Below are 12,880 nucleotides of genomic sequence, written 5' to 3' on the forward strand. Positions count from 1 at the left end.
AATGATTATTGGGCGCCCCTTTACGGGCTGAGGCGGCTTAGAAATGGCTTTGATCGTACAGAAATTTGGAGGTACCTCAGTCGGCACCGTCGAGAGAATCGAGCAGGTCGCCGACAAGGTTAAGAAATTCCGCGAAGCGGGCGACGACCTGGTGGTGGTGCTGTCTGCCATGAGCGGCGAAACCAATCGCCTGATCGATCTGGCCAAGCAAGTCAGTGGCGAGAATCAGCCGGTTCCCCGTGAACTGGATGTGATCGTGTCCACGGGTGAGCAGGTGACCATCGCGTTGCTGGCCATGGCGCTGATCAAGCGTGGTGTGCCTGCCGTGTCGTACACCGGTAACCAGGTGCGGATTCTGACGGACAGCGCTCACAATAAAGCGCGGATCCTGCAGATTGACGATCAGAAAATTCGTGGTGATCTGAAGGAAGGTCGTGTTGTAGTCGTCGCCGGTTTCCAAGGTGTCGACGAGGACGGCAATATCACCACCCTCGGTCGTGGCGGTTCCGACACCACCGGTGTAGCGCTGGCGGCGGCCCTGAAAGCCGATGAGTGCCAGATCTATACCGATGTCGATGGTGTCTACACCACCGATCCGCGTGTCGTTGCGTCGGCTCAGCGCCTGGACAAGATCACTTTTGAAGAAATGCTGGAAATGGCCAGCCTCGGCTCCAAGGTCCTGCAGATCCGTGCAGTCGAGTTCGCCGGCAAGTACAACGTTCCGCTGCGCGTTCTGCACAGCTTTAAGGAGGGTCCGGGTACCCTCATTACTATTGATGAAGAGGAATCCATGGAACAGCCGATCATTTCCGGCATCGCCTTCAACCGCGATGAAGCCAAGCTGACCATCCGTGGCGTGCCCGATAATCCGGGCGTGGCCTTCAAGATTCTCGGCCCTATCAGTGCCGCCAATATCGAAGTCGACATGATCGTGCAGAATGTTTCGCATGATAACACCACCGACTTCACCTTCACCGTACACCGCAACGACTACCAGTCGGCGCAGAACGTACTGGAGAACACCGCGCGCGAAATCGGCGCCCGGGAAGTGATTGGCGATACCAAGATTGCCAAGGTCTCGATCGTTGGTGTCGGCATGCGCTCCCATGCGGGCGTAGCGAGCCGCATGTTCGAAGCGCTGGCCAAGGAAAGCATCAATATCCAGATGATCTCGACTTCCGAAATCAAGGTTTCGGTGGTTATCGAGGAGAAGTACCTGGAGTTGGCCGTGCGTGCCTTGCACACGGCGTTTGAACTGGACGCAGCCCGCCAGGGCGAGTAATGGTGTTACCCCAAAGGGCGCGGTTGAACCGCGCCCTTTGTATTTTTTGATAAGTGTGGGCAAGCGCTGTTTTTTTGCCCGCTCTCGTCAATACTTAGGGGCGTAGGGCTATGGCTATCGTGCGTGTAGTCCGAAGCCCTTTTTTTGCAGACTGTGTTGTCCCTGAACTGAAATGCGTGAGGAGATAGGTATGTTGATTCTGACTCGTCGGTGCGCAGAAAGCCTGATCATTGGTGATGGCGAAATCACTGTGACCGTGCTCGGCGTTAAAGGAAATCAAGTGCGTATTGGTGTCAACGCCCCCAAGGAAGTGGCCGTCCACCGTGAGGAAATTTACCTGCGGATCAAGAAAGAGAAGGACGAAGAACCAAGCCATTAATTTTTCTCGTTTTTTTTGTTTGCAAACGGGGAGAAAGCTGGTTAATATACGCCCCGTGTTGCGGAGAGCTGGCCGAGTGGCCGAAGGCGCTCCCCTGCTAAGGGAGTACACCTCAAAAGGGTGTCGGGGGTTCGAATCCCCCGTTCTCCGCCATTATTTGTTTAGTGCGTTACGATCTGGCTTCTTCGGTAAGTTGTTGAAATTACTAGAAAAAGTGCTTTACAAAAAGATTTGACGACCTATAATGCGCGGCAACAAATGCACTCGTAGCTCAGCTGGATAGAGTACTCGGCTACGAACCGAGCGGTCACAGGTTCGAATCCTGTCGAGTGCACCATTTAAGCGTCATCGGTAGCAATACAGGTAACGTGGTTTCAGCCAGTTGTGGTCTGGTCTAAAAACACAAATGCACTCGTAGCTCAGCTGGATAGAGTACTCGGCTACGAACCGAGCGGTCACAGGTTCGAATCCTGTCGAGTGCACCATACACCAAGAAGCCCGCACCTGTTGCGGGCTTTTTGCTTTCTACCTTTTGACACATCCTTTCTCATCGAACTGTACCAGGCTGCTGCGACCTTTCTTCAGGTTGTAGTGATAACGCGTGGTGTTGTTGCTGGTACTGATCCTGTCCGGTTTGCCCAGGGCACTTTCCACTTCCTCACGATTCATGCCTGGGCGCACCTGCTGTTGGATGACGGCTTGGCGGCGCGAGCGTGCATCGAGCTGATTGCCACATCCATCGTCATGTTCGCCCACTACGATCAATTCCCGGGGTCTTGAGAGAATTTCTCGAGAGGCTGCCTGTCGTTTGATGGGGGTGCGCCTACCTCCCGGCGGCGGGTTGTCCGCTCGCTGTATTCGGGGGAGGGCGTCAGTTGGGCAACCCAGTGTGGTGAAGGTGATATGGCCGCTGGCGTCTTCGCAGCGTTGCACCACTGCGGCGGTTGCACCGGATGGCAGATATAGCGCGAGGGGTATCAGCAGGCAGCAGGTTCTTGGTGGCATTGGCGGCCCTCCATGGCGGTCGTTACTCAAGCCTAGTCGTGGACGTTTGTGGCGGGCGTGTGTTTTCTTTTCGGGATGCGTCGTCGAATTGAAAAGCAGCTGAAGAATCTCCGGCTTTTCTCGCAAGCGCTTGTTCTTGCCAAGATTTTTGCCGTTAAAGCGTCTAAGGCAGTGTATGATTGCGCCCGTCAGCCCCGCCGGGGCTTGTGGAAAACCTCCATGGACTTACCCAGTAGTGCCTCAGTATTTCGCTTTACCAATCAAGAATTGACTGATTGATCCTTCCGGCGTGCTCCACTGCTGGGAGTGGAGTTCGCCTATGACTGAAATCGAAGTAAAGAAATCTCAAGAAAGCCTGCAAGACCGCCTGGCTCAAGTCGTGGAGCTGCTGCATCGCCAGCGGGTGGTCGAAGACCTGACGCATCGTCAGGAAGGTCATCATCAGGATCGGGTGGAAAACCTGGTTCACCGGCAGAATCTCGTCGAGCTGCAACGCAAGCTCGATGATCTGCACTCCGCCGACGTTGCACACATTCTTGAAGCCTTGCCCCTGGATGACCGTCTGACGGTCTGGCAGTTGGTCAAGGCCGAGCGCGATGGCGACATTCTGCTCGAAGTATCCGATTCCGTACGTGAAACGCTGATCGCCGACATGGACGATCATGAGCTCCTCGCTGCGGCCAAGGAGATGGATGCCGACGAGCTGGCTGACTTGGCGCCCGAATTGCCGCGAGATGTCGTGCATGAGCTGATGGAGGCTCTCGACGGTCAGCAGCGTGAACGTGTTCGCTCTGCATTGTCCTATGACGAGGAGCAGGTCGGTGCGCTGATGGACTTCGAGATGGTCACCATCCGCGAAGACGTCAGTCTGGAAGTGGTATTGCGCTATCTGCGCCGTCTCAAGGAATTGCCTGGGCATACCGACAAGCTGTTTGTCGTGGACTACGACGGTGTGCTCAAGGGTGTGCTGCCGATCAAGCGATTGCTGGTCAATGACCCCGAGAAGCAGGTGGCTGATGTCATGGCCAGCGATCCGGTCAGTTTTCACCCGGATGAAGATGCCTACGACGCGGCTCAGGCCTTCGAGCGCTATGACTTGATCTCGGCACCGGTGGTCGACAAGAACGGCAAGTTGATTGGTCGTTTGACCATCGACGAGATGGTCGACCTGATCCGTGAGGAGAGCGAGAGCGAAGTCCTCAATATGGCGGGTCTGCGGGAAGAGGAGGATATCTTTGCGTCGGTCTGGAAGTCCTTGCGTAACCGTTGGGCGTGGCTGGCGATCAACCTGATCACGGCTTTTATCGCCTCGCGGGTGATCGGTCTCTTCGAAGGTTCTATCGAGAAACTGGTGGCCTTGGCAGCATTGATGCCGATCGTCGCCGGGATTGGTGGCAACTCCGGCAACCAGACGATTACCATGATTGTTCGGGCGATGGCGCTGGATCAGGTCAGTACCGGCAATACGTCACGCCTGGTACGCAAGGAACTGGGCGTGGCACTGCTCAATGGCCTGATATGGGGTGGGGTGATCGGGGTCGTGGCCTATGTGCTTTATGGCAGTTGGTCGCTGGGTGTGGTCATGACGGCTGCGATGACCTTGAATCTGCTGCTGGCGGCCTTGATGGGCGTACTGATCCCGATGACGCTGGTGCGTCTGGGGCGTGATCCGGCGATGGGCTCCAGTGTCATGATTACCGCTGTAACCGATAGCGGCGGTTTCTTCATCTTTCTCGGACTGGCAACGGTATTCCTGCTCTGAGTCTCCAGGCGCAGCCCATGGGCTGCGTCACTTCTTTCTGTTCCCGGGAAGCTTTCCTGGGGCTTCTTCCCGAATTCAACGCAAAAAAAAGCCAGCACTAGGCCGGCTTGAGCTTTCAGGGATGAATCAGTTGGCGTCTGCGGCCATTTCGGCGTCGTGTGCGATCAGCGACACCAGGGCGTTCTGTTGACGATGAGACAGTTGACGGAAGCGCTGCAGCAGCTCGCGCTCATGCAAGGACAGTTCTGGGCTGTCCAGGCGCATGCTGAGCTCGTCGCCCAAGGCACCTTCCTGAATAAGACTCTGCTCCAGGCGTGCGATGATTTCGGAGTTCATGCTGCGGTGATGGTTACGAGCCACGTCGGCGATGCGTTCCCGCATTCCATCGGGCAGACGCACGACGAATTTGTCAGCTGTACGGCTGGAATAAATTGCCTGTTTCAATGGGCGCATAGTTTTAAACCGGTTAGTTCAGGGGAGCGGTTCTCGGAATTGGCCGCAGGATGTCAGTAAGACAGCATGCTTTGCCAAATGTTCAACCTGAATTGAGATGAGGCCCGCATCATGCCTCAAATTTGCCAGATCATTGGCGTCAATTCTGTGACAAATATTGAACTGGATAAAGGCGATATGCCAGCACCAATTATCAGAAATGCGCGCTGGTTTGAAAATTTTTCCCAGCGCAGCAGCCTGATCGGCCATCCCAAGCCCGTCTGGAGGCGAAAAGCCGTCCACTTGCATATGCTACGCGGTGATCTGGCCTTTTGCCTCTATTGTTGAAGCATAGTGGCAAATAGTCGGTTTTCTAGTGGACGAACGGTGCGATACGGGATGCCAATGAGTTTTCCGACCGCTGAACGGCGCTGGGCATGGAGTGCTACCCTGGATATTCGGGGCGCAGGGAAAGTTGTCTCTTTGCCTGGTGTGCTGCGCGAAACGTACCTACTGCTAAAAAGCCCATGGATGACATGACAAACGGTGGCCTGCCCGTTAACATGCACGCCGTCCTTCGCGCCGCCTGTCTGGTTAGGCGCATCTTGTCTCAGTAGCTCAATTGGATAGAGCATCCCCCTCCTAAGGGGAAGGTTGGCAGTTCGAACCTGCCCTGGGACACCATATATTCCGCGCTTCCAGCCTTCCATGCGATGTGAGTAAAAGACTCATGAGCGCTTGTGCTGGTTTACAGTCAGGGAAAGCTTGCCCCCAAGGCTATCCCCTGAAGGTTTCTGCTTGTGATGTGCAGCGGCTACCCTTTATAAGAGGTGCTCTCTGCTATCTATGACAAGAAAGGAAGCAAGCCATGAGTGAGGCGTGGAACCAAGGCTATTTCACCGATGAAGGTTATACCTACGGCTATAGCCGGGAAATCAACCCGGTCTTCCAGCGTTACTGCCTGTTGTTGCGCGGCTTCGCAACCCTGGAGAGCGCCAATGCCTATCACTGTGAACTTGGTTTTGGCCAGGGCGTTTCCATCAACATCCATGCGGCAGCCAATCCGGGTCGCTATGTCGGTACCGATTTCCATCCGGCGCAGGCTGCCCATGCCAATACGCTGGCGGCGGCCAGTGGCAGCAATGCCCAGCTCTATGACGACAGCTTCGAACAGTTATTGGCCCGTAACGATCTGCCGCAATTCGACAGTATCAGCTTGCACGGGATCTGGACCTGGGTCAGTCGCGATAACCAGAAGCTGATTGTCGAGTTCGCCAGGCGGCATCTCAAACCAGGTGGTTTGCTGTATGTCAGCTACAACTGTTTCCCGGGGTGGTCGCCTTCGGCACCGCTGCGTCAGTTGTTCACTCTTCACGATCGGTTTGTTTCCAATGCCTCGATGCCGCCGGCCGAGCGTATAGATGCTGCACTGCAATTCTCAGAGGCGTTGTTGGCGGCGAATCCCCTGTACGCCGATGCGGCTCCGAACGTCGGCGCCAAGCTGCAGAGCGTCAAGGGGCAGAATCGCCAATACGTTGCCCATGAGTATTTCAATCGCGACTGGAACTGCATGTATTTCACCGACGTGGTCGATGCCCTGTCTGCTGCCAAGCTCGACTATGCAGCGACGGCCGTGCCGCTCGACTCGGTTGATCCGCTCAACCTGACCAGTGAAGGCATGGATTTCCTCGAGGGGATCGAGCAGCCGGTCATGCGTGAGCAGGCACGTGACTATTTCGTCAATCAGCATTTCCGGCGAGACCTGTATCAGCGTGGTGCCATTCGATTGTCTGCCGCGGAACAGCGCGAAGGCATGCTCAATACCCGTTTTGTCTTGTTGCAGGCAGCGGAAAGCGTTCCGGGTGTCGTCAAGGGGCCGGCAGGTGAGGCGGCATTGCAGGCAGAGGTCTATAGCCCTGTGCTTGAAGCATTGGCGGCGAAGGCTTATGTGCCGAAAACCTTGCGGCAGTTGTTGGGGGCTTTGCCTTCAATGGCTTATGGCGATTTGGAGCAGGCGATAACGGTACTGGTTGGCATGGGGGTAGCGGCACCCTGCCAGGGTGAGGCCGCCGAAAAGCTGGTTCAGGCAAATTGCAGTGCACTCAATCTGTACCTGTGCAAGCGTTCGCTGTTCAACAGTCATGTGCAGACCTTGGCCAGCCCGGTGACGGGTGGTGGTGTGCCGATCAGTCGTTTCGGGCAGTTGTTCCTGATATCGATCATGCAGGGCAAAAAACATCCGGCTGAATGGGCGCAATTTGCGTGGGGCATCATCAGTTCGCAGGGGGAAGGTATCGTCAAGGAGGGTAGGGCTCTTACCACTGCCGAGGAAAATACTGCCGAGTTGCTGGCGCAGGCCGAGGCATTCGGAGATAAGTCGCTGGTCATTCTAAAGGCGCTGAAGATCGTTTAATGGTCGGTGTAGCGGCGAGAAGACTGTAGCAGTGAGAGAAGGCCGGCCCCTTGGGGCCGGCCTTCTGCTTTTAAGGGCTTTTCGACCGTTATGACAGAAATCTGAAAATAACGGTTGACGCTCGCTGTCAGGGGCCTATAATTCGCCCCACTTCCGGCGCAGCCAGAACGGAAAACTCCTTGAAATTCAACGAGTTATCTAGTTTCAGACGGTGCAGCTTCAGATCATCGAAGCACGGAACAAGCTGTAAAAGAGGTGTTGACAGCAGCGTGTAATGCTGTAGAATTCGCCTCCCGCTGACGAGAGATCGGAAGCGCAAGTGGTTGAAGTTGAAGAGGAAATTCTGAAACTTCTGAAAATAATCACTTGACAGCAAATGAGGCTGCTGTAGAATGCGCGCCTCGGTTGAGCGAACAGCTCACCCACCGCTCTTTAACAACTGAATCAAGCAATTCGTGTGGGTGCTTGTGGTGTCAGACTGAATAGTCACTAGATTATCAGCAACGCAAGTTACTCCGCGAGAAATCAAAGATGTAACCAACGATTGCTGAGCCAAGTTTAGGGTTTTCTCAAAACCCAAGCAGTATTGAACTGAAGAGTTTGATCATGGCTCAGATTGAACGCTGGCGGCAGGCCTAACACATGCAAGTCGAGCGGATGAGAAGAGCTTGCTCTTCGATTCAGCGGCGGACGGGTGAGTAATGCCTAGGAATCTGCCTGGTAGTGGGGGACAACGTTTCGAAAGGAACGCTAATACCGCATACGTCCTACGGGAGAAAGCAGGGGACCTTCGGGCCTTGCGCTATCAGATGAGCCTAGGTCGGATTAGCTAGTTGGTGAGGTAATGGCTCACCAAGGCGACGATCCGTAACTGGTCTGAGAGGATGATCAGTCACACTGGAACTGAGACACGGTCCAGACTCCTACGGGAGGCAGCAGTGGGGAATATTGGACAATGGGCGAAAGCCTGATCCAGCCATGCCGCGTGTGTGAAGAAGGTCTTCGGATTGTAAAGCACTTTAAGTTGGGAGGAAGGGCATTAACCTAATACGTTAGTGTTTTGACGTTACCGACAGAATAAGCACCGGCTAACTCTGTGCCAGCAGCCGCGGTAATACAGAGGGTGCAAGCGTTAATCGGAATTACTGGGCGTAAAGCGCGCGTAGGTGGTTCGTTAAGTTGGATGTGAAATCCCCGGGCTCAACCTGGGAACTGCATCCAAAACTGGCGAGCTAGAGTAGGGTAGAGGGTGGTGGAATTTCCTGTGTAGCGGTGAAATGCGTAGATATAGGAAGGAACACCAGTGGCGAAGGCGACCACCTGGACTCATACTGACACTGAGGTGCGAAAGCGTGGGGAGCAAACAGGATTAGATACCCTGGTAGTCCACGCCGTAAACGATGTCAACTAGCCGTTGGGAACCTTGAGTTCTTAGTGGCGCAGCTAACGCATTAAGTTGACCGCCTGGGGAGTACGGCCGCAAGGTTAAAACTCAAATGAATTGACGGGGGCCCGCACAAGCGGTGGAGCATGTGGTTTAATTCGAAGCAACGCGAAGAACCTTACCAGGCCTTGACATGCAGAGAACTTTCCAGAGATGGATTGGTGCCTTCGGGAACTCTGACACAGGTGCTGCATGGCTGTCGTCAGCTCGTGTCGTGAGATGTTGGGTTAAGTCCCGTAACGAGCGCAACCCTTGTCCTTAGTTACCAGCACGTCATGGTGGGCACTCTAAGGAGACTGCCGGTGACAAACCGGAGGAAGGTGGGGATGACGTCAAGTCATCATGGCCCTTACGGCCTGGGCTACACACGTGCTACAATGGTCGGTACAGAGGGTTGCCAAGCCGCGAGGTGGAGCTAATCCCACAAAACCGATCGTAGTCCGGATCGCAGTCTGCAACTCGACTGCGTGAAGTCGGAATCGCTAGTAATCGCGAATCAGAATGTCGCGGTGAATACGTTCCCGGGCCTTGTACACACCGCCCGTCACACCATGGGAGTGGGTTGCACCAGAAGTAGCTAGTCTAACCTTCGGGAGGACGGTTACCACGGTGTGATTCATGACTGGGGTGAAGTCGTAACAAGGTAGCCGTAGGGGAACCTGCGGCTGGATCACCTCCTTAATCGACGACATCAGCTGCACCATAAGTTCCCACACGAATTGCTTGATTCATTGAAGAAGACGATAGAAGCAGCCCGATATTGGGTCTGTAGCTCAGTTGGTTAGAGCGCACCCCTGATAAGGGTGAGGTCGGCAGTTCGAATCTGCCCAGACCCACCAGTTTAGGTGGGAAGTTGTAGGAACCTGTAGCGATACGGGGCCATAGCTCAGCTGGGAGAGCGCCTGCCTTGCACGCAGGAGGTCAACGGTTCGATCCCGTTTGGCTCCACCATTTACTGCGGTTAACTGTTTCTGCGTTAAAGCTTAGAAATGAGCATTCCATCGTTGTGATGGTGAATGTTGATTTCTAGTCTTTGATTAGATCGTTCTTTAAAAATTTGGGTATGTGATAGAAAGATAGACTGAACGTTACTTTCACTGGTAACGGATCAGGCTAAGGTAAAATTTGTGAGTAATTGCAAATTTTCGGCGAATGTCGTCTTCATAGTATAACCAGATTGCTTGGGGTTATATGGTCAAGTGAAGAAGCGCATACGGTGGATGCCTTGGCAGTCAGAGGCGATGAAAGACGTGGTAGCCTGCGAAAAGCTTCGGGGAGTCGGCAAACAGACTTTGATCCGGAGATGTCTGAATGGGGGAACCCAGCCATCATAAGATGGTTATCTTGTACTGAATACATAGGTGCAAGAGGCGAACCAGGGGAACTGAAACATCTAAGTACCCTGAGGAAAAGAAATCAACCGAGATTCCCTTAGTAGTGGCGAGCGAACGGGGACCAGCCCTTAAGTGGCTTTGAGATTAGCGGAACGCTCTGGAAAGTGCGGCCATAGTGGGTGATAGCCCTGTACGCGAAAGTCTCTTAGTCATGAAATCGAGTAGGACGGGGCACGAGAAACCTTGTCTGAATATGGGGGGACCATCCTCCAAGGCTAAATACTACTGACTGACCGATAGTGAACTAGTACCGTGAGGGAAAGGCGAAAAGAACCCCGGAGAGGGGAGTGAAATAGATCCTGAAACCGTATGCGTACAAGCAGTGGGAGCAGACTTTGTTCTGTGACTGCGTACCTTTTGTATAATGGGTCAGCGACTTATATTCAGTGGCGAGCTTAACCGAATAGGGGAGGCGTAGCGAAAGCGAGTCTTAATAGGGCGTTTAGTCGCTGGGTATAGACCCGAAACCGGGCGATCTATCCATGGGCAGGTTGAAGGTTAGGTAACACTGACTGGAGGACCGAACCGACTACCGTTGAAAAGTTAGCGGATGACCTGTGGATCGGAGTGAAAGGCTAATCAAGCTCGGAGATAGCTGGTTCTCCTCGAAAGCTATTTAGGTAGCGCCTCATGTATCACTGTAGGGGGTAGAGCACTGTTTCGGCTAGGGGGTCATCCCGACTTACCAAACCGATGCAAACTCCGAATACCTACAAGTGCCGAGCATGGGAGACACACGGCGGGTGCTAACGTCCGTCGTGAAAAGGGAAACAACCCAGACCGTCAGCTAAGGTCCCAAAGTCATGGTTAAGTGGGAAACGATGTGGGAAGGCTTAGACAGCTAGGAGGTTGGCTTAGAAGCAGCCACCCTTTAAAGAAAGCGTAATAGCTCACTAGTCGAGTCGGCCTGCGCGGAAGATGTAACGGGGCTCAAACCATGCACCGAAGCTACGGGTATCACGTAAGTGATGCGGTAGAGGAGCGTTCTGTAAGCCTGTGAAGGTGAGTTGAGAAGCTTGCTGGAGGTATCAGAAGTGCGAATGCTGACATGAGTAACGACAATGGGTGTGAAAAACACCCACGCCGAAAGACCAAGGTTTCCTGCGCAACGTTAATCGACGCAGGGTTAGTCGGTCCCTAAGGCGAGGCTGAAAAGCGTAGTCGATGGAAAACAGGTTAATATTCCTGTACTTCTGGTTATTGCGATGGAGGGACGGAGAAGGCTAGGCCAGCTTGGCGTTGGTTGTCCAAGTTTAAGGTGGTAGGCTGAGATCTTAGGTAAATCCGGGATCTTAAGGCCGAGAGCTGATGACGAGTGTCCTTTAGGACGCGAAGTGGTTGATGCCATGCTTCCAAGAAAAGCTTCTAAGCTTCAGATAATCAGGAACCGTACCCCAAACCGACACAGGTGGTTAGGTAGAGAATACCAAGGCGCTTGAGAGAACTCGGGTGAAGGAACTAGGCAAAATGGCACCGTAACTTCGGGAGAAGGTGCGCCGGTGAGGGTGAAGGACTTGCTCCGTAAGCCCATGCCGGTCGAAGATACCAGGCCGCTGCGACTGTTTATTAAAAACACAGCACTCTGCAAACACGAAAGTGGACGTATAGGGTGTGACGCCTGCCCGGTGCCGGAAGGTTAATTGATGGGGTTAGCTAACGCGAAGCTCTTGATCGAAGCCCCGGTAAACGGCGGCCGTAACTATAACGGTCCTAAGGTAGCGAAATTCCTTGTCGGGTAAGTTCCGACCTGCACGAATGGCGTAACGATGGCGGCGCTGTCTCCACCCGAGACTCAGTGAAATTGAAATCGCTGTGAAGATGCAGTGTATCCGCGGCTAGACGGAAAGACCCCGTGAACCTTTACTATAGCTTTGCACTGGACTTTGAATTTGCTTGTGTAGGATAGGTGGGAGGCTTTGAAGCGTGGACGCCAGTCTGCGTGGAGCCATCCTTGAAATACCACCCTGGCAACTTTGAGGTTCTAACTCAGGTCCGTTATCCGGATCGAGGACAGTGTATGGTGGGTAGTTTGACTGGGGCGGTCTCCTCCTAAAGAGTAACGGAGGAGTACGAAGGTGCGCTCAGACCGGTCGGAAATCGGTCGTAGAGTATAAAGGCAAAAGCGCGCTTGACTGCGAGACAGACACGTCGAGCAGGTACGAAAGTAGGTCTTAGTGATCCGGTGGTTCTGTATGGAAGGGCCATCGCTCAACGGATAAAAGGTACTCCGGGGATAACAGGCTGATACCGCCCAAGAGTTCATATCGACGGCGGTGTTTGGCACCTCGATGTCGGCTCATCACATCCTGGGGCTGAAGCCGGTCCCAAGGGTATGGCTGTTCGCCATTTAAAGTGGTACGCGAGCTGGGTTTAGAACGTCGTGAGACAGTTCGGTCCCTATCTGCCGTGGACGTTTGAGATTTGAGAGGGGCTGCTCCTAGTACGAGAGGACCGGAGTGGACGAACCTCTGGTGTTCCGGTTGTCACGCCAGTGGCATTGCCGGGTAGCTATGTTCGGAATAGATAACCGCTGAAAGCATCTAAGCGGGAAACTAGCCTCAAGATGAGATCTCACTGGAACCTTGAGTTCCCTGAAGGGCCGTCGAAGACTACGACGTTGATAGGTGGGGTGTGTAAGCGCTGTGAGGCGTTGAGCTAACCCATACTAATTGCCCGTGAGGCTTGACCATATAACACCCAAGCAATTTGAGTCGAAAGGCCAGATTGCGGTGTATGAAGACGAAGTGAACCGAAAGTTTGCGACTCACC

Annotated in this window: 7 protein-coding genes, 6 tRNA genes and 2 rRNA genes; 13 read left to right on the forward strand and 2 right to left on the reverse strand. The window is 53.9% G+C overall.

Annotated elements, in window-relative coordinates; all coding sequences use genetic code 11:
• Positions 1-43 precede the first annotated feature (43 nt).
• The 5 genes from BLU37_RS13805 to BLU37_RS13825 all read left to right on the forward strand — a co-directional run bounded on the left by BLU37_RS13805 (position 44) and on the right by BLU37_RS13825 (position 2,146).
• A complete protein-coding gene (locus BLU37_RS13805; RefSeq protein WP_010445470.1) occupies positions 44-1,282 on the forward strand; it encodes an aspartate kinase in 1,239 nt (412 codons plus the stop codon).
• Between the two features lie 190 nt (positions 1,283-1,472).
• Positions 1,473-1,661 carry a carbon storage regulator CsrA gene (gene csrA / locus BLU37_RS13810; RefSeq protein ID WP_002554426.1) on the forward strand — a complete coding sequence of 63 codons (189 nt, stop codon included), beginning with the start codon at positions 1,473-1,475 and terminating at the stop codon, positions 1,659-1,661.
• Between the two features lie 62 nt (positions 1,662-1,723).
• Positions 1,724-1,814: transfer RNA gene (locus BLU37_RS13815), tRNA-Ser, on the forward strand.
• Between the two features lie 107 nt (positions 1,815-1,921).
• A tRNA-Arg gene (locus tag BLU37_RS13820) sits at positions 1,922-1,998 on the forward strand.
• A 71-nt stretch (positions 1,999-2,069) separates the two neighbouring features.
• Positions 2,070-2,146 (forward strand) — tRNA-Arg (locus BLU37_RS13825).
• 40 nt (positions 2,147-2,186) lie between these two features.
• On the opposite strand, the gene bamE is transcribed toward BLU37_RS13825, so the two are convergent.
• Positions 2,187-2,666 (reverse strand): outer membrane protein assembly factor BamE domain-containing protein, encoded by a 480-nt coding sequence (gene bamE / locus BLU37_RS29220; protein ID WP_029530809.1) that lies wholly within the window; start codon positions 2,664-2,666, stop codon positions 2,187-2,189.
• Positions 2,667-2,985: 319 nt separating this feature from the next.
• Here bamE and mgtE point away from each other — a divergent pair, with 319 nt between their 5' ends.
• Positions 2,986-4,428 (forward strand): magnesium transporter, encoded by a 1,443-nt coding sequence (mgtE, locus tag BLU37_RS13835; protein ID WP_010452250.1) that lies wholly within the window; start codon positions 2,986-2,988, stop codon positions 4,426-4,428.
• A 126-nt stretch (positions 4,429-4,554) separates the two neighbouring features.
• On the opposite strand, the gene BLU37_RS13840 is transcribed toward mgtE, so the two are convergent.
• Positions 4,555-4,881 carry an Arc family DNA-binding protein gene (locus BLU37_RS13840; protein ID WP_010452248.1) on the reverse strand — a complete coding sequence of 109 codons (327 nt, stop codon included), beginning with the start codon at positions 4,879-4,881 and terminating at the stop codon, positions 4,555-4,557.
• A gap of 111 nt (positions 4,882-4,992) precedes the next feature.
• On the opposite strand from BLU37_RS13840, the gene BLU37_RS13845 reads away from it, so the two are divergent.
• The 7 genes from BLU37_RS13845 (at position 4,993) to BLU37_RS13880 (ending at position 12,801) form a co-directional block, all read left to right on the forward strand.
• Positions 4,993-5,208, forward strand: a complete 216-nt coding sequence (locus tag BLU37_RS13845) for a hypothetical protein (protein ID WP_090205725.1) — start codon at positions 4,993-4,995, stop codon at positions 5,206-5,208.
• Between the two features lie 259 nt (positions 5,209-5,467).
• Positions 5,468-5,544: transfer RNA gene (locus BLU37_RS13850), tRNA-Arg, on the forward strand.
• Between the two features lie 184 nt (positions 5,545-5,728).
• A complete protein-coding gene (locus tag BLU37_RS13855) occupies positions 5,729-7,273 on the forward strand; it encodes a class I SAM-dependent methyltransferase (protein ID WP_090205728.1) in 1,545 nt (514 codons plus the stop codon).
• Positions 7,274-7,861: 588 nt separating this feature from the next.
• Positions 7,862-9,398: ribosomal RNA gene (locus BLU37_RS13865) — 16S ribosomal RNA — on the forward strand.
• Positions 9,399-9,479: 81 nt separating this feature from the next.
• Positions 9,480-9,556: transfer RNA gene (locus tag BLU37_RS13870), tRNA-Ile, on the forward strand.
• A 36-nt stretch (positions 9,557-9,592) separates the two neighbouring features.
• Positions 9,593-9,668, forward strand: a tRNA-Ala gene (locus tag BLU37_RS13875).
• Positions 9,669-9,910: 242 nt separating this feature from the next.
• Positions 9,911-12,801: ribosomal RNA gene (locus BLU37_RS13880) — 23S ribosomal RNA — on the forward strand.
• Together the 16S and 23S rRNA genes with 2 tRNA genes alongside form the textbook arrangement of a ribosomal RNA operon.
• Positions 12,802-12,880 lie beyond the last annotated feature (79 nt).

The sequence above is a fragment of the Pseudomonas asplenii genome (assembly GCF_900105475.1).
Lineage (GTDB): Bacteria > Pseudomonadota > Gammaproteobacteria > Pseudomonadales > Pseudomonadaceae > Aquipseudomonas > Aquipseudomonas asplenii.

Coding starts and splice junctions, on each gene's coding strand:
- BLU37_RS13805 (WP_010445470.1), top strand. CDS start 44: ATGGCTTTGATCGTACAGAAATTTGGAGGTACCTCAGTCGGCACCGTC.
- csrA (WP_002554426.1), top strand. CDS start 1,473: ATGTTGATTCTGACTCGTCGGTGCGCAGAAAGCCTGATCATTGGTGAT.
- bamE (WP_029530809.1), bottom strand. CDS start 2,666: ATGCCACCAAGAACCTGCTGCCTGCTGATACCCCTCGCGCTATATCTG.
- mgtE (WP_010452250.1), top strand. CDS start 2,986: ATGACTGAAATCGAAGTAAAGAAATCTCAAGAAAGCCTGCAAGACCGC.
- BLU37_RS13840 (WP_010452248.1), bottom strand. CDS start 4,881: ATGCGCCCATTGAAACAGGCAATTTATTCCAGCCGTACAGCTGACAAA.
- BLU37_RS13845 (WP_090205725.1), top strand. CDS start 4,993: ATGCCTCAAATTTGCCAGATCATTGGCGTCAATTCTGTGACAAATATT.
- BLU37_RS13855 (WP_090205728.1), top strand. CDS start 5,729: ATGAGTGAGGCGTGGAACCAAGGCTATTTCACCGATGAAGGTTATACC.